15 protein-coding genes are annotated in these 17,033 nt (G+C 72.9%); 3 read left to right on the top strand and 12 right to left on the bottom strand.

Going from position 1 to position 17,033, the window contains the following annotated elements:
- Positions 1-16: 16 nt before the first annotated feature.
- The 3 genes from BS72_RS15305 to BS72_RS15315 form a co-directional block, all read right to left on the bottom strand.
- A complete protein-coding gene (locus tag BS72_RS15305) occupies positions 17-799 on the bottom strand; it encodes a methyltransferase (RefSeq protein ID WP_037911114.1) in 783 nt (260 codons plus the stop codon).
- 248 nt (positions 800-1,047) lie between these two features.
- Complete coding sequence (locus BS72_RS15310; protein WP_037911116.1) at positions 1,048-1,638, bottom strand: GNAT family N-acetyltransferase; 591 nt, start codon at positions 1,636-1,638, stop codon at positions 1,048-1,050.
- A 128-nt stretch (positions 1,639-1,766) separates the two neighbouring features.
- Positions 1,767-2,678 (bottom strand): NAD(P)-dependent oxidoreductase, encoded by a 912-nt coding sequence (locus BS72_RS15315; RefSeq protein WP_265736823.1) that lies wholly within the window; start codon positions 2,676-2,678, stop codon positions 1,767-1,769.
- 457 nt (positions 2,679-3,135) lie between these two features.
- Here BS72_RS15315 and BS72_RS36530 point away from each other — a divergent pair, with 457 nt between their 5' ends.
- On the top strand, positions 3,136-3,411 hold the full coding sequence (locus BS72_RS36530; RefSeq protein ID WP_157856242.1) for a hypothetical protein: 276 nt from the start codon (positions 3,136-3,138) through the stop codon (positions 3,409-3,411).
- A gap of 568 nt (positions 3,412-3,979) precedes the next feature.
- Positions 3,980-4,552 carry a TetR/AcrR family transcriptional regulator gene (locus tag BS72_RS15325; protein WP_037911121.1) on the top strand — a complete coding sequence of 191 codons (573 nt, stop codon included), beginning with the start codon at positions 3,980-3,982 and terminating at the stop codon, positions 4,550-4,552.
- Positions 4,553-4,891: 339 nt separating this feature from the next.
- Here BS72_RS15325 and BS72_RS15330 read toward each other — a convergent pair whose 3' ends face one another.
- Positions 4,892-5,341: a universal stress protein gene (locus BS72_RS15330; protein ID WP_037916015.1), complete on the bottom strand. Its 450-nt coding sequence runs from the start codon at positions 5,339-5,341 to the stop codon at positions 4,892-4,894.
- A gap of 657 nt (positions 5,342-5,998) precedes the next feature.
- On the opposite strand from BS72_RS15330, the gene BS72_RS15335 reads away from it, so the two are divergent.
- Positions 5,999-7,834 (top strand): S9 family peptidase, encoded by a 1,836-nt coding sequence (locus tag BS72_RS15335; protein WP_407639041.1) that lies wholly within the window; start codon positions 5,999-6,001, stop codon positions 7,832-7,834.
- 426 nt (positions 7,835-8,260) lie between these two features.
- Here the strand turns inward: BS72_RS15335 and BS72_RS15340 are convergent, their stop codons facing one another.
- The 8 genes from BS72_RS15340 to BS72_RS38330 all read right to left on the bottom strand — a co-directional run bounded on the left by BS72_RS15340 (position 8,261) and on the right by BS72_RS38330 (position 16,911).
- On the bottom strand, positions 8,261-9,196 hold the full coding sequence (locus BS72_RS15340) for an SURF1 family protein (protein WP_063836081.1): 936 nt from the start codon (positions 9,194-9,196) through the stop codon (positions 8,261-8,263).
- A gap of 397 nt (positions 9,197-9,593) precedes the next feature.
- Positions 9,594-11,144 carry a hypothetical protein gene (locus BS72_RS32365; RefSeq protein ID WP_051951134.1) on the bottom strand — a complete coding sequence of 517 codons (1,551 nt, stop codon included), beginning with the start codon at positions 11,142-11,144 and terminating at the stop codon, positions 9,594-9,596.
- A complete protein-coding gene (locus BS72_RS15350) occupies positions 11,141-11,692 on the bottom strand; it encodes a SigE family RNA polymerase sigma factor (RefSeq protein ID WP_051951932.1) in 552 nt (183 codons plus the stop codon). The genes BS72_RS32365 and BS72_RS15350 overlap by 4 nt, the downstream gene beginning before the upstream one ends.
- Before the next feature lie 800 nt (positions 11,693-12,492).
- Positions 12,493-13,767 carry an aspartate kinase gene (locus BS72_RS15355; RefSeq protein WP_037911126.1) on the bottom strand — a complete coding sequence of 425 codons (1,275 nt, stop codon included), beginning with the start codon at positions 13,765-13,767 and terminating at the stop codon, positions 12,493-12,495.
- Between the two features lie 377 nt (positions 13,768-14,144).
- Positions 14,145-14,891 carry a DUF5063 domain-containing protein gene (locus BS72_RS15360; RefSeq protein WP_078901825.1) on the bottom strand — a complete coding sequence of 249 codons (747 nt, stop codon included), beginning with the start codon at positions 14,889-14,891 and terminating at the stop codon, positions 14,145-14,147.
- Positions 14,892-14,982: 91 nt separating this feature from the next.
- Positions 14,983-15,582: a recombination mediator RecR gene (gene recR / locus BS72_RS15365; protein ID WP_037911128.1), complete on the bottom strand. Its 600-nt coding sequence runs from the start codon at positions 15,580-15,582 to the stop codon at positions 14,983-14,985.
- A gap of 306 nt (positions 15,583-15,888) precedes the next feature.
- Complete coding sequence (locus tag BS72_RS15370) at positions 15,889-16,227, bottom strand: YbaB/EbfC family nucleoid-associated protein (protein ID WP_078901387.1); 339 nt, start codon at positions 16,225-16,227, stop codon at positions 15,889-15,891.
- A gap of 546 nt (positions 16,228-16,773) precedes the next feature.
- A complete protein-coding gene (locus BS72_RS38330) occupies positions 16,774-16,911 on the bottom strand; it encodes a hypothetical protein (protein WP_232792415.1) in 138 nt (45 codons plus the stop codon).
- Positions 16,912-17,033: the final 122 nt, after the last annotated feature.

The raw sequence follows: 17,033 nt of genomic DNA on the forward strand, positions 1-17,033 counted from the left end.
CCGCACCCTCCCTCGGTCAGGCGGGTACGCGCTCGTCCGGGGTGAGGGTGAGGTAGGCGATACCGAGGACGCCGCGGTAGCCGCGCAGCCACGAGCGGCGCTGGCGGTCGAGGCGGGTCCGGGTCTCGGCGGCGCGGGGGTGCTCCGGGTGGGTCGCGAGCCAGTCCTCGGCGTCGGAACGGTAGTCGGACTCGAACACGTCCCACTCCTCGGCGGTCGCGGCCTCGATGCCGGACGGACGGAACCCCGCCGCCACGGCCAGGTCGACGAGTCCGGCGAGGTCCGGGTGCTCATCGGCCGCCGCGCCGGGCCACATGGCGGCGAGCTGCCCGGGAGTCGGCGGGCGCTCCCAGAACCCTTCCCCGAGCAGGACGCGACCACCCGGGTTGACCAGCCCGCGCAGGGCCGCGAGTGCCGCTGGGGTGTGGTGCGGTGGCTGCTCGTCGCTGAGGGCGTGGCTCGCGCCGAGGCACAGCACGACGTCGGCCGGGCCGCGGGCCGAGCCGGCCCCGGACTCCTCGACGAAGGAGACGCGTTCGGTGAGGCCGCGGGCCTGCGCGGCGTCGCGGCCGCGGGCGAGGTCGTCCGCGTCGAGGTCGACGCCGATCCCGGTCGCGTCGGGTACCGCTTCGAGCAGCCGCAGCAGCAACTCCCCCCAGCCGCAGCCGATGTCGAGCACGGTGGACGGCCTCGTGGCGGCCAAGCGCCCGACCAGGCGGTCGGCTCGGGCGGAGGACAGCGGGCCGTGGAAGGCGAGACGGGTCAGCCGCGGCGGCCCGTCGGGGCTCTGTGCGTTCATGGCGCGGCACCGTAACGCGGAGACGCACCGCCGGAACACCGGGTTTCCGTGGCGGGCGCGGCGCCAGAAGACCGGTCGGGGTCGTCCGCCTTCCCCCCGGGGTCGTCCGCCTTCCCCCGGGGCGCGGCCGGAGGCGTGCGGCGCGGCCGGAGGCGGGCGGCGCGCCCGTCTGGTGGGGCCCGCCCTCCTGCCGCGGCCCGCCCCGTCTGCCCCGGCCCGCCCCCGGGGAGGGTGGCCGGTCGCGACCGCTACCCGCGCGGCTCGCGCCACATCGGGTACATGAAGGGACCGCCCGGGAGCTCGACCGGCGTGCCCATGAAGGCGAAGCCGAGCCGCTCGTACAGCGCGCGGCTGCGCAGACTGCTCGCTTCCAGGTAGGCGGGGAGACCGGCCCGGTCGCACTCCTCCAGAACGGAGTTGATGAGGGCGGCGCCGACCCCCTGGCCACGCACGTCGGCCGACACGGCGATCATCATCAGGTACGCGTGGGCGCGATCCGTGGGGTGGACCGCCGCGGTAAGCCGCGCGATCTGCTCGACCCGCTCGTTGTCGGGGTCGACAGCCTCGCGGAAACGCACCGGATCGTCGTCGTCGCCGTGCGCCCCGGCGGGGACGGACGCCCACAACGCGCAGCCGGTACCGTCCACGGCGAGGTCGACGTGGCCCTCCTCCAGTGCGATGGAGGTGAAGGCGTCCATCAACGCGGCGTGCCGCTGCCGCAGTCGCTCGGGGCTCGGGAAGACCCAGTTGCTCACCGGATCGGCGGAGAACCCCTGGTCGAGCAGGCGGACCACCTCACCGCGGTCCTCCTCGCCGGCCCTGCGTATCGCCACACCCATCGTGTCCGTCCTCCGCTCCGACCGGGCTCCGGGCCCAACTGGCCTGGCGTCCGGGGTGGTTGTCGACTCCTGTTGTCGAATCCTGTTGTCGAATCCTGTTGTCGAATCCTGTGCAGGAGGTTGGCAGCCTAGACCGTCAGCCCTCCCCGCGTACGGGCCTCCAGGGCCCGGAGGACCGCGACCATGTCGTCCTCGCCGTGGCCGAGCCGGACGGTCTCCTCGAAGAGCGCGTGGCACTCGTCGAGCAGCGGGGAGGCGGCCCCGGCCGCCCTGGCCGCCTCGGCGATCAGCCGGTTGTTCTTCAGCACGTCGGCCGCGGCGGCCTGCGCGGAGAAGTCCCCGTCGCGCAGCTTCGGCGCCTTCATCCGGGAGACACCGCTGGCCATCGGACCGGCGTCCAGCACCGCGAGAAGGCGTTCACGGCCCAGGCCGTGCGCGTCGGCGAAGTGGACGGCCTCAGCGAGGCCCGTGACGGTGGTGATGAGGAAGAGGTTGACGGCGAGCTTCATCAGCAGCGCACCCGGGGCCGGCCCGCAGGCGAACACCTCGTGGCACATCGGCCGAAGCATCGGCCGGACCTCGGCGACGGCGTCCTCCTCGCCCGCGAGCATCGCGACCAGTCGGCCCTGCTCGGCCGGGATCCGCGAGCCGGAGACGGGCGCCTCCACGTAACGGCCCCCGGCCGCGCGGATCTCGGCGTCCAGCGCGACGGAGTACGGCGGCCGGACGGTGCCTGCCTGCACGACGGTGCGACCCGCCACGCGGCGGGCGAACTCCTCCGTGCCACGGGCGAGTACGGTGTCGACGGCGGCTTCGTCGGCCAGCATCAGGAAGACGGTGGCGCAACGGCTGAAGACCTCGCCGGGGTCCGCGGCCACGCTCGCACCGGCTGCCAGCAGCGGTGCGCACTTGGCCGCTGTACGGTTCCACACCACCAACGGGGTCCCCGCGCGGGCCAGGTTGAGCGCCATCGGCCCACCCATGATGCCCAGGCCCACGAACCCTGCGGCCGAACGCTCCGTACGGGCCGCCGCGGAGATCTCCCTCCGGCTCCGGGGGGCGTCGGACGCTGGCGTCGAGTCCGGCTCCGCCCCGGGCGTTCGGCGAGGGTCCGCGTCCCGGCGGTCCCCGTCCCGGCGCTCCCCGTCCCGGCGGTCCGTGTCCCGGCCCTTTCGGATCCCCTCCCCCGGCCGGGCGCCGCCTGGTGCCACGCCCGCATCCGTACGCGCGTCTTCGTCCACGCCTCCGCCTTCCACGAGCCCTCATACCCCCTCGGCCGCACCCACGTCCTGGGACGGTCCCTCGGCAAGGGCACACTCCTGCCGTGCGCTTCGGTGCCGCGTTTGGGTGGCGTCTTTGCGCACCGGCTATGCGCTGCGGCTTCCCGTGCCGGGCTTGCCGGGCGGCCCTGCCGGTCTGACCGATGCGGTCGGACGCGTTGCAGTCGGACGCCACCCGCCCTTGCCGAGCTATGACGGCCGTCATAATACTGTGGCTATGACGAACGTCATAGCCACGTCCCGCCCATCGGCCCGTCGGCCCGTCGGCCCGGCAAAACTCGTCACCACGGCCACCACGGCCACCACGGCCCGGGACGTCCGGGACACGACTGCCCGCTACGTCACCGCAGGCGTCGCGGTCACCGTAGCGAGCGTGGTCACCGCAGCGAGCGCGGTCGACGGTCCGGGGATACGGCAGGAGACGCAGGAACCCGCCGAACGACGCACCCCGACAGGTCACGGCCGGCAGGTGTCAACGGGCCGCCGACGGTGATCCGCACCGGGCCGGCCGACAGCGCCCACGACGCCCCGGTGGGCTGGTTCATCGACACCGTGCGCCCGGACGACGGCCCCGCTCTCGCCACCCTCTCCCCGGGATGCTCCGCCGAGACGGTCCGCTCCCGTTTCTTCACCCGCGTCGCCACGCTTCCCACCGCCTGCCTGGCAGCGGTACTGACCGCCGCCTGGGACCCGACGGCGCCGCACGTACCGTCGACGGCATCACCGCCGTCTATAAGCTGACGTGAAACCGGCTCACTCAGCTGCCCCGGAACAGGGCGGCGCGCGGACCGGCACACCCGACACGGGCCGCGGCCCCAGCTCCCTGAGCCGACTGCCCCGGGCCCGCTGTCCGGCGCCTCCGACCACTGCCACCCGGCAACCGCGGACACCCGCCACCCGCCACCCGCCACCCGCAAGGAGGATTCGTGCCTGCCCCTGGAAAGGACGTACGGCCGGCCGGCGACGACCCGGCGTCCGACGCCGGGTGTCCACCGCCCGCCCTCCCCCGGCCGAACGGCGGGCCCCCTCCGCGGAAGCGTGAGTACGGGCCACGCGAGCGGATGGTCTTCAGCGCCGCCCAGCTGATCCGGCGGGACGGCGTCGGCCCCACGGGGATGCGCGAGGTAGCCGCCCACGCGGGCGCGCCACGCGGGTCCCTGCAGCACTACTTCCCAGGCGGGAAGGAGCAACTGGTCAACGAGGCAGTGGCCTGGGCCGGCCGGTACGCGGGCCGACGGGTGGCGCGCCTCCTCGCGGGCATGGCGTCCCCCACGCCGAGCGCCCTGTTCTCGGCGATGGTCCAGCAGTGGGCCGACGAGTACGAAAGCCCGGAAGGGCCCGCCGGCTGCCCTGTAGCGGCCGCCACTGTGGACTGTGCGCAGTCCGCCGACTCCACCCGGGCCGCCGCTGCGGCAGCGTTCACCACCTGGCGCGAACCGGTCGCCGAGGCTCTCACCTCCCTGGGCGTTGAGGCGCCCAGGGCTGAGGCACTGGCTGTCCTCATGCTCAGCGCGATCGAGGGCGCCATCATCCTCGCCCGCGCCGAACACGACCCAGGACCGCTGCACACCGTCGCGCGCGAACTCGGTCCGCTGCTGGACAGCCACGTCACCCGAGCCAACGTCCCGGAGTAGACACGCAGGGCCGTTTCCCGCCAACCCGGCACACCAGTGCTCCAGGAGGTGCCCGGGGGCGCAGCCGTTCGTGCCATTGCCAGGACTCGCGCGACCGTCCGAACCGTCAGAGCGCTGTCCAAGCCGCCAAGACGGACCAGGCCACCCGGACCACCCAAGACGCCAGGACGCCAGACGCCCGGACCGCCCAAGGCCACGGGCCGGTACCTGCCCCTTGGCCGTGAGCCGCCGTCCATTTCCCGTACCGTGGCCAGGCCGCGGACCGCCGCACCCGCCCGCCTGGTGCCTGTCCCGTCACCCCTTTGGCTCGCCTATCAGCCCACTCCACCGGTCCGCCGTTCAGTCCGCCTGCTCAGCCTCCCCTCGCACCACCACGACCGGGCAGGCCGCGTGCAGCGTCACCGTGTGGCTGACCGAGCCGAGCAGCGTGGCTCGGAAGGTTCCGAGACCCCGCGCTCCGACGACCACCAGCTCCGCGCCCTCGGCCCGGTCGAGGACGACCTGCGTGGGGTTGCCCATGGCGGTCACCGGGGTGACCGCAGCCGCCCGGTCCCGGGGCAGCGCCTGGTCGATCGCCTGTATGAGGGTCTCCGTGGCGATGGCTCCGATGTCGAGGTCCTCGGGCAGCCCTGGAACGGCACCCGCCCAGCCGAAGGAGGCGGGCATCTCCCAGGCCATGACAGCCTCCACCGCCGCGCCGGTCAGCTGGGCCTGGCGGTCGGCCCAGCGCAGTGCGTGGAGGGAGGGCTCGGAACCGTCGACGCCCACGACGATCCGTCCGTGGGCCATCGCCGACTCGCTGGTCGGCGCGGTCGCGGGTTCCCCGACGGAATCGGCTGCCGGCTCAGACATGAGGCTGACTCCTTTGCTCCGTGCTGCTTCTTTCCGTGCTGCTGTTTCCGTACTGCTTCTTCGATCCGATCCGGCTGCGTCGCCGCTTGCCTCTGGCCTGTGGTGTTCGCTCGCTCTCCTTCACGGTCTTCGCGGTCTTCGCTGTCTTTTTGGCTCCGCTTCGATCTCCGCCGCTTTCACCGCGCCCGTGCGCGCTCACCCGCGCACGCCCGCCCACGCGCACACGCTCGCCCGCACACGCACGTTTCCGCCCACCGCGCACGGCCGCCAGCGTTTCCGTATGGGCACGAACCACCCGCGGGCCCCGTACGCCAAAACACTAGGCGAAACGGAAATACCGCGCATGACCGCCTGTGGATAACTTCGCCCGCACCCGCTCTCACCAGCGCCGAACCTGACCGCGAGGCCCTGGTCCGAGCGGACGGGGCCAAGCGGACGGGGCCAAGCGGACGGGGCCCTGGCGATCAGCACCGCCGGACGGCGGAACCAGCCCGACGCGGGGGACTTCCGCACGGACAGATCTGGCCGGGCATCGCCAGAGTTATCCACAGGCCGCGCCGGGGGCCTCACAGGATGTGGGTGCGGCGGAGCATCATGGTGGACATGAACGAGATCACCGGGTCCGTCGTCGGGTCCATGTCGGAAGCCGGCTCCATGCCGGCGTGGGAGATGCGCTTCCGCGCGCCGCGGGTCGGGCTGCCGGAGTGGGCCGAGGACGCCCCGGACCACAGCCTGTTCGTATCGAACCTCACGGGCACGTACGAGCTGTACGCGTGGGACCGCGCCACCGGCAGTCGCCGTCAGGCCACCGACCGGCCGAACGGCACCACCGACGGCACGCTGAGCCGTGACGGCGCCTGGATCTGGTGGTTCTCCGACACGGACGGCGACGAGTTCGGCGTGTGGATGAAGCAGCCCTTCACGGGCGGGGAGGACGTCCCGGCCGCGCCCGGGCTCGCCCCCTCCTATTCGGCCGGGCTGGCCCTGGGCCCGGGCGGCCTGGCCGCCGTCGGCCAGGCCACGGACGAGGAGGGCACCACCGTCCACGTGGTCCGGCCGGACGGCACGTCGTACGAGGTCTACCGCCACCTGGAGTCCGCCGGCGTCGGGGACCTCTCGGAGGACGGCTCCCTGCTGGTCATCGAGCACACCGAGCACGGGGACGCACGCAACAGCGCTCTGCGCGTGGTCCGGGTCGCCGACGGCACCACCGTCGCCGAGTTGGACGACACCGAGGGCGGCAAGCGCGAGCTGGGGCTGGACTGCCTCGGGTTCGCTCCGGTCCCCGGCGACCCCCGGCTTCTCGTCGGCCACCAGCGGTCCGACCGCTGGCTGCCGATGGTCTGGGACGTCGCCAGCGGGGAGGAGACCGCGCTGGACATCGACCTGCCCGGTGACGTCCACGCGGAGTGGTACCCGGACGGCACCGCGCTCCTCATCGCGCACGACGTCCACGCGCGCAGCGAGCTCTTCCGCTACGACCTCGCCGCCCGCACCCTCACCCGGCTGGACACCCCCGCAGGGTCGGTCGGCGGCGCCACCGCCCGCCCGGACGGCACCGTGGAGTACCTGTGGTCGTCGGCCGAGCACCCGCCAGCGGTCCGCTCCACCACCGGCGCGGTCGTACTTGAGGCACCGGGGCTGCGCGCCCCCGACTCCGTGCCGGTGCGCGACGTGTGGGTCGACGGACCGGGCGGGCCGGTACACGCCCTGGTGCAGCGTCCGGCCGACGCCGGGGCAGGCCCACTGCCCACGGTCTTCGAGATCCACGGTGGCCCGACCTGGCACGACTCCGACTCCTTCGCCGCCGGCCCGGCCGCCTGGCTCGACCACGGCTTCGCGGTCGTGCGGGTCAACTACCGGGGCTCCACCGGGTACGGCCGGGACTGGACCAACGCGCTCAAGCACCGGGTCGGCCTGATCGAGCTGGAGGACATCACGGCGGTCCGCGAATGGGCGGTCTCCTCCGGCCTGGCCGACCCCGCGCGGCTGGTCCTCACCGGTGGTTCCTGGGGCGGTTACCTGACGCTCCTCGGCCTGGGCACCCAGCCCGACGCGTGGGCGGTGGGCGTTGCCGCCGTCCCGGTGGCGGACTACGCCACGGCCTACGCCGACGAGATGGAGCCGCTCAAGGCCCTGGACCGCGCGCTCTTCGGCGGTTCGCCGGAGGAGGTGCCCGAGCGGTTCGAGGCGTCGTCCCCGATCACCTATGTCGAGCAGGTCAAGGCGCCCGTGTACATCAGCGCCGGCACCAACGACCCGCGCTGCCCGATACGCCAGATCGACAACTACGTCGACCGCCTGCGGTCCCTGGACAAGTCGCACGAGGTCTACCGCTACGACGCCGGCCACGGCTCGCTGGTGGTGGAGGAGCGGATCAAGCAGGTCCGCCTGGAGCTGGCCTTCGCACTGCGCCACATAGGCGACTGACCACCGGTGCCCGGACCGGCCCGGCGCGGGCGGCGGTGCCCTGGCGGGCACGCGGCCCCTGCCGCGGGCACCACCGGGTCTCCTCAGGCTGCGGGCCCATCACCGCCCGATGGGTTCGCGGCACCTGGGCGGGCCGCCCCGGCCGAAACGTCCGGTCCACCCGCGGAGCTCACCACCGCGGGCACCGGGCCAGGCCGCGCCAGCCAGGCGCGGCGACCGCCGGAGGCTGGTCCGGGCCCTCCCGGAGGCCCCCGGAAGCAACCGCGTAAGGAACAGGTGCAGGGACAGAAGCAGAGCTGAGGCCACCCGGTCAGCCAGGAAGGGCCCCGAGGCCCTGGCCTGCGCCGCCGCGCCGGCCACGCGCGGCGGCGCAGGCCTAAGGGCCGAGGCAGTGAGGGCAGGACGGGAACGGGGAGAAGCTCTGCGTCAGCCGGCGTGGGCGGCGGCCGCGGCGTCACGGTCCGAATCAGAGTCCGGGTCCGAGTCCGGGTTTGGCTCCGACTCCCCACGCACCTGGGCGGAGTCCCGGCCGGCTCCGTCCGAGTCACCGCCCGACCCGTCACCATCCTCGTCCGCGAGGAGGCCGAGCTCCGCGTCCGCCCGCGCCTCGGCCTCACGCCGGACGAAGCGGAACCACATGAAGACCACGAAACCGGCGAAGACGAACCACTGCCCGGTGTAGCCGAGGTTCTGGAACGCCTTCAGGTCCAGGCCGCTGTCGGGCAAGGCGGCAGGCGGCACCGCCTTGAGCGGTGCCAACGGATGGGCTGCGGTGATCCAGCCGTTGTAGACGGAGTAGGGAAGGAGGTTCACGAGAGAGGCACTGCTGATCATGCCGAGCTGGTCGGCGGGCAGTCCGCCGCTGGTGTCCACGCCGGTGGTGTCGGTCGTCTCGGGGTACTGCAGGGCCCCGACGACGGTGACCTGCCCGGCGGGCACAGCGGGTACGGCGCCGGCGTGACGGTTGGCCGGAGCTGTTCCGGGCAGCCAGCCGCGGACCACGGGCAGAGCGGCGCCGCTGTCCACCCGGAGCGGGGTCAGCACGTAGTAGCCGTCCCGCCCGTCAAGGGTGCGGTGGGGTACGAGGAGCTGGTGGGCGCCGTCGTAGTGGCCGGTGACGCTGACGACGCGCCCTGAGTCGGCGTCCTTGAGCTGTGCGTCGGCGGAGGGCAGGGCACGGGCGAGCGGTACCGGGGGTGCCTCGGCGGTCTTGGCCGCCTCGTGCTGGGCGGTGCGGTGGTCGCTGACCCGCGACTCGAAGCGGCTCAGCTGCCAGCTCCCCATGAACACGCACACCGGAACAGCCAGCAGCGCGAGCAGGCTCACCGCGAGCCAGCGTGGGGTGAGCAGGAAGCGGTACACGCTTCCACGGTACGGGGCGTTCCCAGCGTCCCCTCACCCGCCCCCGGCACGCCTTGGCTGTTCCAGCTCAAGCCCTGTCTCCCCCTGGAAACGGCTCGGCTCGGCAGCCCCCGCGGAGTGCCGCCGCTCCACGCCCCGGGGTCGGGTCTCCGCCGGGCCAGGGGTGCCGGGACTCCCGCCCAGGCGCTCCGGCGCTGGCGCCTCCATCGGTCGCCGCGAACCGGTCCAGCACCGGTCCAGCACCGGTCCGGACCGGGGATGGCACAGTCATGCCCGGTCCGGCACCGGGGATGGCACAGTCAGGCCACGCCACGCCACCGCGCGGGGCGGCGCGGTGGCGCGCCCTGAGCGACGGCCGGGCTCCGGCCGCGAGGACGGCCTCCCCCCGTCCTGGCTCCTACGGGGTCGAGCCAGCGGTCACGGGGGCGGCGAGCTCGGAGGTCGTGTAGACCCTGCCGGCGCAGACGTTCTGGATCACCGGGCCGGCGACGAGGGGGCCACCCGCAGCAGGAGTGTGGTCGAGCTGGACGCTGCCGGCGGCGGTGCTGGGAGCGGTGTCGGTGGCCTGCTCGCCGACACCGTCGCTGCTGCTGCTGGTGCTGGCACCCTGCTGGTCGGCTTCGCCGGTGGGTGTGGCCGTCGGCGTGTCCGTGGGGGTGGCGGGGGGAGTGGTCGCAGTGACGCAGCCTCCCGGACCGCCGCTGTCCGGAACCCAGGCGAAGGCGACTTCGTAATCCTGGCCCGGCATGAGTTCGACGGACCTGGCCGTCACGGTCGGCAGTCCGGGGGCCGGGTCGCCGGCCGTGTGCGGGAGCACCTGCACGGCCACCGGGGCGGCGGGGTCCTGGACCACGGCCTCGATCGTCCCGGACGCCTCGACGACGCAGGCCGTGGTGGAGACGTTGGCGACACGGAACCAGCCGTAGACGCGGCCAGCGGCGTCCGGAGCGGCGGCGGAACCGGCGCCCTGGCCGAGCTGGCCGCTGGTACACACGGCAAGCGGCGGGACGGTCTCGCTCGGGGAGGCGGACTGGTTGTCGCTGGAACCCGGGTGGACGCTGCCGGAGCCGCGCTTGGTGGTCGGGGACTGACGCGACGGCGAGGTGCCCGCAGTGCTGGTCGGCGGGCTCGTGGTGTTCGGCGGCACGGGAAGCGAGGCGCCCGGACCTGCGGGCGAGGCGTTCGTACGATCCCCGGTCCGGGCCGCGTGGACCACGGCCGGCACGGCGGTCCCCACCAGCAGAACCGCGGCCGCCGCACCGAACGCGACCTGGCGGCGGCGCTGGCGGCGCAGCGGGACCGCCTTGCTCAGGTGCGCCAGAGCGTCCGGTGAACCGCGCAGGCCGCCGACAGCCTGGTGCATGAGGGCGCGGACGGCCTCCTCGTCGGCGGAGAGGTCTTCGAAGACGTCCAGGTCGTCGATGCCGTCCAGGTCGTCGATGCCGTCCAGGTCCTCGATGCCGTTGATGCCGTCGGGGCCGTCCGGTCCCCCCGGGCTCCCGGGGCCGTGTCGGCGCTCCAGTCCGTCCAGTCCGTCCAGTCCGTCCAGGTGGTCCAGATGGCCCAGGCGGGTGACGCCTGCGAAGGACCCACCGTCCGGGAACGGCCCAGCGGCATCGCGATCGTCGAGAACCTCACGCATGTCGCCGATCTCGCGAGGATCGCCGATCTCACGCGGATCGCGAACATCGCGGATGTCGTCGGACCCGGGACTGTTCGCTGCGGCCGAGAGAGCTTCGGGCACGACGGCCGCGGTGCCGGCGTCATGGGGGGCGGAGGGCGAGGGGGCCGGGGAAGCGGAGCTCGCGGGGGAAGAACCGGAGCCGGCTGCGGCGGCCTCATGCGCCTGCTCGTGAGACTCGCCGGACTCGCCGAGGTCGCGCGGGGCGCGGGAAGGGGTCTTCTCGTCCATACCGTCTGCGTCCTCGTAGGAGTCGGGGCGGGTCATGTCGTCGCCTTCATCGCGACGCGCAGGGCGGCCAGCCCCCGGGAACCGAAGGCCTTGACCGATCCGACGGAGATGCCGAGGGTCTCGGCGACCTGGGCCTCGGTCATGTCGGCGAAGTAGCGCAGCACCAGCACCTCGCGCTGCCGCCGCTGCAACCTGCGCATCGCGGCCTTCAGCTGGTCGCGTTCCAGCAGCTCGTACGCGCCCTCCTCCGCACTGGCCATGTCGGGCATCGGCTTGGCCAGCAGCTTCATGCTGAGGATGCGCCGCCGCAGCGCCGAACGGGACAGGTTCACGACGGTCTGCCGCAGATAGGCGAGCGTCTTGTCGGGGTCCCGGACCCGCTTGCGCGCGGAGTGCACCCGGATGAACGCCTCCTGCACCACGTCCTCGCAGGAGGCGGTGTCGTCCAGCAGCAGGGCCGCCAGTCCCAGCAGCGACCGGTAGTGCGCCTGGTAGGTCTCGGTGAGGTGGTCGACGGTGGTGCCGATCACCTCCGCGGCCTTGCCGTTGTCCCCTTCGGCCGGCTGCTCGGCGCCGACCCGCACCGGCCAGGGCGCGGTCACCGGGAAACCGTTCCCCGCGCCGGGCAGCGCCCCCGTCCGGGCCTCGCCCGTACCGGCTCCGGCCCCGGCTCCGGCCGCCCCGGCCGTCGGGCGGCCACCGCCGCGTGGGCGCGGGATGCGCACGGGTACGGCCCCGCTCCCCTGCCGTCCGAACGCCGACTCGATGCTCCACGCCTCAGCCACGCCTGTTGGACACGCATCCCCCCACGAGGGTTGTACGCGCTGGGTGATGCGTCGGACGGAGTGTGACCTATCCGATCTTTCGCCATGCATACCAGCTCTTCCTCGACGCCCATTGGCGCCGACGGCCCCCTCCGACCGGCGTCACCGGCCGCCCCGGGGCTCCTCCCCAACCGGCCACGTGCCGTGGAACCGGTACTCCCGCAGGTCCACGACAACGCGCTCAAGGCAGAGACGCCCCCCGGCGCCGTTCGGTTGCGGATCACGGGCACCCGGACCGGCAAGACCACGCATCCTCACCGCGTCGTCCCGGCAAAGCGTCGGACCGCCGGAGCGTCGGAGCGCCGGAACACCGGAGCGCCTTGCCAGGAAGTCCAGGTTCACGAAGTCCAGGTTCACGAAGTCCAGGTTCACGAAGTCCAGGCCCAGGAAGACCGCGCTCAGAAAGACCGAGCCCGGAAGACCGAGCCCAGGGGAAGTCCGCGCGAAGTCCCCGGCCAGGGAGGCGAAGCAGAGAGGGTCCCGCCCCGGGAGCCCGGGAGCGGCAACCCGCTGCCCGGGCCCGGAACGGGACCCTCAACCCGCCTCGCCGCGGTGGCGGTTCAACGGCCGGTGCCGCCGTAGACGACCGCCTCGTCGCTGTCGCTGTCCAGGCCGAAGGCCGAGTGGACGGCCTGCACGGCCGAGTTGACGTCGTTGACCCGGGTGACGACGGAGATCCGGATCTCCGAGGTGGAGATCAGCTCGATGTTCACCCCGGCGTTGGACAGCGCCTCGAAGAACGTCGCCGTGACCCCCGGGTTGGTCTTCATCCCCGCGCCGACCAGCGAGATCTTGCCGATCTGGTCGTCGTAGCGGAGCGAGTCGAAGGCGACCACCGACTGCGCCCGGGTGAGCGCCTCCATCGCCTTGTGCCCCTCGGTCTTCGGCAGGGTGAAGGAGATGTCGGTCAGGCCGGTCGCGGCGGCCGACACGTTCTGCACCACCATGTCGATGTTGATCTCGGCGTCGGCGATCGCCCGGAAGATCGTCGCGGCCTCGCCCGGCTTGTCCGGCACACCGACCACGGTGATCTTGGCCTCGGACGTGTCGTGAGAGACACCGGAGATGATCGCCTGCTCCATCGGCTTGTCCCCTTGTGGTGGTTCGTTGCTGACCCAGGTGCCAGGAAGTCCGGAGAACGAGGACCGGACGTGGATCGGGATGTTGTAGCGGCGGGCGTACTCCACGCAGCGGTGGAGCAGCACCTTGGAGCCGGAGCTGGCCAGCTCCAGCATGTCCTCGAAGGCGATCCACTCCATCTTGCGGGCCTTCTTCACCACCCGCGGGTCGGCGGTGAAGACCCCGTCGACGTCGGTGTAGATCTCGCACACCGAGGCGTCCAGGGCCGCGGCCAGCGCCACCGCCGTGGTGTCCGAACCGCCCCGGCCGAGCGTGGTGATGTCCTTCTTGTCCTGCGAGACGCCCTGGAAGCCCGCCACGATCGCGATGTTGCCCTCGTCCAGGGCGGTACGGATGCGGCCCGGCGTCACGTCGATGATCCGCGCCTTGTTGTGCACGGAGTCGGTGATCACGCCGGCCTGGCTGCCGGTGAAGGACTGCGCAGCGTGGCCGAGGCTCTTGATCGCCATGGCGAGCAGCGCCATCGAGATGCGCTCGCCCGCGGTCAGCAGCATGTCGAACTCACGGCCGGAGGGGATCGGCGCCACCTGCTCCGCCAGGTCGATCAGCTCGTCGGTCGTGTCGCCCATCGCGGACACCACGACGACAACCTGGTTGCCGGACTTCTTGGTGTCCACGATCCGGCGGGCGACCCGCTTGATGCCCTCGGCATCGGCGACTGAGGAGCCGCCGTACTTCTGCACGACAAGGGCCACGTGCGCTCCTCGCTCAGGGTGAATGCGTGTGGATGCGGTCGGCCCAGTTTAACGAGGCGGACGCACCTGCCCCGCCCATATCGCATGCTGAGACGACGGGTTCAGCGGGTGGTCCAAGCCCCGGACCTGCGGACTGTCCGGTCCCAGCCGCTGGCCGCACCAGCCGCCGGGGGCTCGCGCCGCCCGCTTCCGGAGCGCCCGGGGCGGACTCTGTACGCGGACACCATGCGCGGGCGCCCGACCCCGTCCGGAATCCCGTACGGAACCCCGTCCGGACACCCATCGGGGCCGCGTCCAGACGTCAGGACGCGGGCCCCTACGCCCCTACGCCCCTACGCCCCTACGCCCCTACGCCCCTACGCCCCTACGCGAGCGTCTCAGGAACGCGCCGCCCTGCCGCGGCGCATACCGATCCGCCCCAGCTCCGCCTCCATCACCCGGCCGGCCTCCACCGCCAGCTGCTCGTCGTCGGCACCGTCGCTGCCGGTGTCGAGACCGTCGAGCTCGTCCAGCGGGCTGTCCAGCCGCACGTGGGCCACCAGGGACTGGAGCGCCCGCAGCGACGCGCTCGCCGTCGGTCCCCAGTTGGACAGGTACGAGAACTGCCACCACCACAGCGCCTCCGAGACCCGGCCGGCCCGGAAGTGGGTCAGCCCGTGGGCCAGGTCGGCCACCACCTCGGCCAGGTCGTCGGAGATCCGGCAGGCCACCGGCACCGACCGCGGCACGTACGGGTCGAAGACCTCGGAGTAGACGTCGATCGGCTCCAGCAGCTCGGCCAGCCGCTGGCGCAGTTCGTCCTCGTCCGGCTCCGGACCGGCGTCGGGCTCGTAGCGCTCGTCCGGGACGAAGTCCTCGTGCGCGCCGAGCCGCCCGCCCGCCAGCAGCAGCTGCGAGACCTCCAGCAGCAGATACGGGACGGCGCTGTCCGGGTCGTCGCCCTTCGCGACCTCGCGCACCGACAGGATGAAGCTCTCGATCTGGTCGCCGATCTGGACGGCGAACTCGTCCGGCTCCTGGCCGGCCGCGGCGCCCGTGTCCGACCTTTCCACGTCGCCCGCGCCGACGCTTCCGGACCCGCCGCCGGACCCGCCCGCCGTTCCCGTCGTGCCCCGCACAGCCATCACGCCCTTCGCGTTCGTGCCCCTCGGGTACCCCGTGTCCAGCGGGTTCCCCGTCTGCATCGGGTTCTCCGCGTCCCTGTCCGCCACAGCGTCAGACATCGAGCAAACGCCTCCCTTCGAAGGCCCGCCCCAGCGTGACCTCGTCCGCGTACTCCAAGTCGCCGCCTACGGGGAGGCCACTGGCCAGCCGCGTCACCCGCAGGCCCATGGGCTTGACCATCCGGGCCAGGTACGTGGCCGTGGCCTCGCCTTCGAGGTTCGGGTCCGTCGCGAGGATCAGCTCGGTGACGGTGCCGTCCGCCAGCCGCGTGAGCAGCTCCCTTATCCGCAGGTCGTCCGGGCCGACGCCCTCGATCGGGCTGATCGCGCCGCCGAGCACGTGGTACCGCCCGCGGAACTCCCGGGTGCGCTCGATCGCCACCACGTCCTTGGGCTCCTCGACCACGCAGATCACCGCCCGGTCGCGGCGCGGGTCGCGGCACACCCGGCACTGCTCGTCCTGGGCGACGTTGCCGCACACCGCGCAGAACCGGACCTTCTCCTTGACCTCCGACAGCGCGTGCGCCAGCCGCCGCACGTCTGCCGGATCCGCCTGGAGGATGTGGAAGGCGATCCGCTGCGCGCTCTTGGGACCCACGCCGGGCAGTCTGCCCAGTTCGTCGATCAGGTCCTGCACCACGCCTTCGTACACGCCGCGCCTTCCTCGGTTCTGTGGTCTGCTGCTCTGGAACTGCTTGTCTGGCTGATCTGTTCTGTGCTGCTCCGGCCCGGCCTGGCATGACCTGCACCGGCCCGGTCCACTCCGGCCCGGTGACCCGGCGGCCCGCGGGTCGTCGGAGGGTGGCTGCCCGGAATCCCGGGTCTCAGCTCCTTTTCCCTCCGGCCTCATACTTCCGCTGTACGTGCCCGCCATCCCGGTGCCCGGGGCGGCCCGAGGGGCTGCGCGGTACGGTCAGGCGCCGAGGCAGGGACGATTCGGCAGGAGGGAACGGGAGGGTCAGAAGCCCAGGCCGGGGATTCCGCCGCCGAGGCCCTGCGTGAGCGGGCCGAGCTTCTCCTGCTGGAGCTTCTGCGCCGTGTCGTTCGCGTTCTGGATCGCCGCGACCACCAGGTCGGCGAGGGTCTCGGTGTCGTCCGGGTCGACCGCCTTCGGGTCGATCACCAGGGCACGCAGCTCACCGGCGCCCGACACCGTGGCCCGCACCAGGCCGCCGCCCGCCGAGCCCTCGACCGTGGCGTCGGCCAGCTCCTGCTGGGCCGCCGCGAGGTCCTGCTGCATCTTCTGCGCCTGCTGGAGCAGCGCCTGCATGTTGGGCTGACCACCACCGGGAATCACGGTTCGCTCCTGACTCGTCCTGGCCGCACCGGCCCACACCGACCGATCCGTCCGAACGACGGGCCGGACCGGCAATCGTCCGCGTTCGCGGACCACGGCCGCAGGTGCCGCGCTGTATTTTGCGTGACAGGGCGAGCCTACGTGCTCGTACGGCCCAGCGCTCTACGCCGTACGGAGGATCACCCCCTGGTACGACCCGGTCCCGGGCGGCCACCACGCTGGCTCTCCCGCCCCCGGCCCGGACCTGCCGCTCGGACCCCTTGCCCAGACCTATTGGCCGGGCTTTGGCCTGGCCTCTCCCTCGGTCTTTCCCCCGGTCCCCCAGGTCTCCCTCGGCCTTCCCTCGGCCTCGGAATCGGTCCGATTGCCCGTTCGAGTACCGGAGGCGGCGTCCGGTCCGGCGCCGGCTCCGGCTCCGAGGCGGCAGTGCACCACCTGCGGACCAGCCATGAGCCGATGGCGAACCTGCTCGGCACCTGCTTCGACCTCCGCGCCGGCCCAGGTGGAAACGCCCCGCCCGGACACCACCGACCCCGGCACCGAGGCTCAGTCGTGCGTGATCTCCTCGATGACGGTGGCACCGAGCCCGTTGATGAACAGGTCGTGGCCACTGAGCGCGGAATCCACGAGGTCCGCGTCGTCCTCCTCGGGCATGTCGTCCTCGATCGGCGGCGGCTCCGTCACCCCCGAGGCGTAAGGGGGCGGGGCACCGTACGACGCGCTGGCCGCGGCCCGCCCGCCCGTCTGGCCCGCGCCGCTTCCCGAGCCGCCCGGGGCCTGGCCCGCATGGCTGCCGGAGCCTCCCG

This window comes from Actinacidiphila yeochonensis CN732, assembly GCF_000745345.1.
Lineage (GTDB): Bacteria > Actinomycetota > Actinomycetes > Streptomycetales > Streptomycetaceae > Actinacidiphila > Actinacidiphila yeochonensis.

What these genes read in the sequence shown, in the direction of transcription:
- BS72_RS15305 (WP_037911114.1), bottom strand. Translation starts at nt 799, where the DNA reads ATGAACGCACAGAGCCCCGACGGGCCGCCGCGGCTGACCCGTCTCGCC.
- BS72_RS15310 (WP_037911116.1), bottom strand. Translation starts at nt 1,638, where the DNA reads ATGGGTGTGGCGATACGCAGGGCCGGCGAGGAGGACCGCGGTGAGGTG.
- BS72_RS36530 (WP_157856242.1), top strand. Translation starts at nt 3,136, where the DNA reads ATGACGAACGTCATAGCCACGTCCCGCCCATCGGCCCGTCGGCCCGTC.
- BS72_RS15325 (WP_037911121.1), top strand. Translation starts at nt 3,980, where the DNA reads ATGGTCTTCAGCGCCGCCCAGCTGATCCGGCGGGACGGCGTCGGCCCC.
- BS72_RS15330 (WP_037916015.1), bottom strand. Translation starts at nt 5,341, where the DNA reads ATGGCCCACGGACGGATCGTCGTGGGCGTCGACGGTTCCGAGCCCTCC.
- BS72_RS15335 (WP_407639041.1), top strand. Translation starts at nt 5,999, where the DNA reads ATGGTGGACATGAACGAGATCACCGGGTCCGTCGTCGGGTCCATGTCG.
- BS72_RS32365 (WP_051951134.1), bottom strand. Translation starts at nt 11,144, where the DNA reads ATGACCCGCCCCGACTCCTACGAGGACGCAGACGGTATGGACGAGAAG.
- BS72_RS15360 (WP_078901825.1), bottom strand. Translation starts at nt 14,891, where the DNA reads ATGGCTGTGCGGGGCACGACGGGAACGGCGGGCGGGTCCGGCGGCGGG.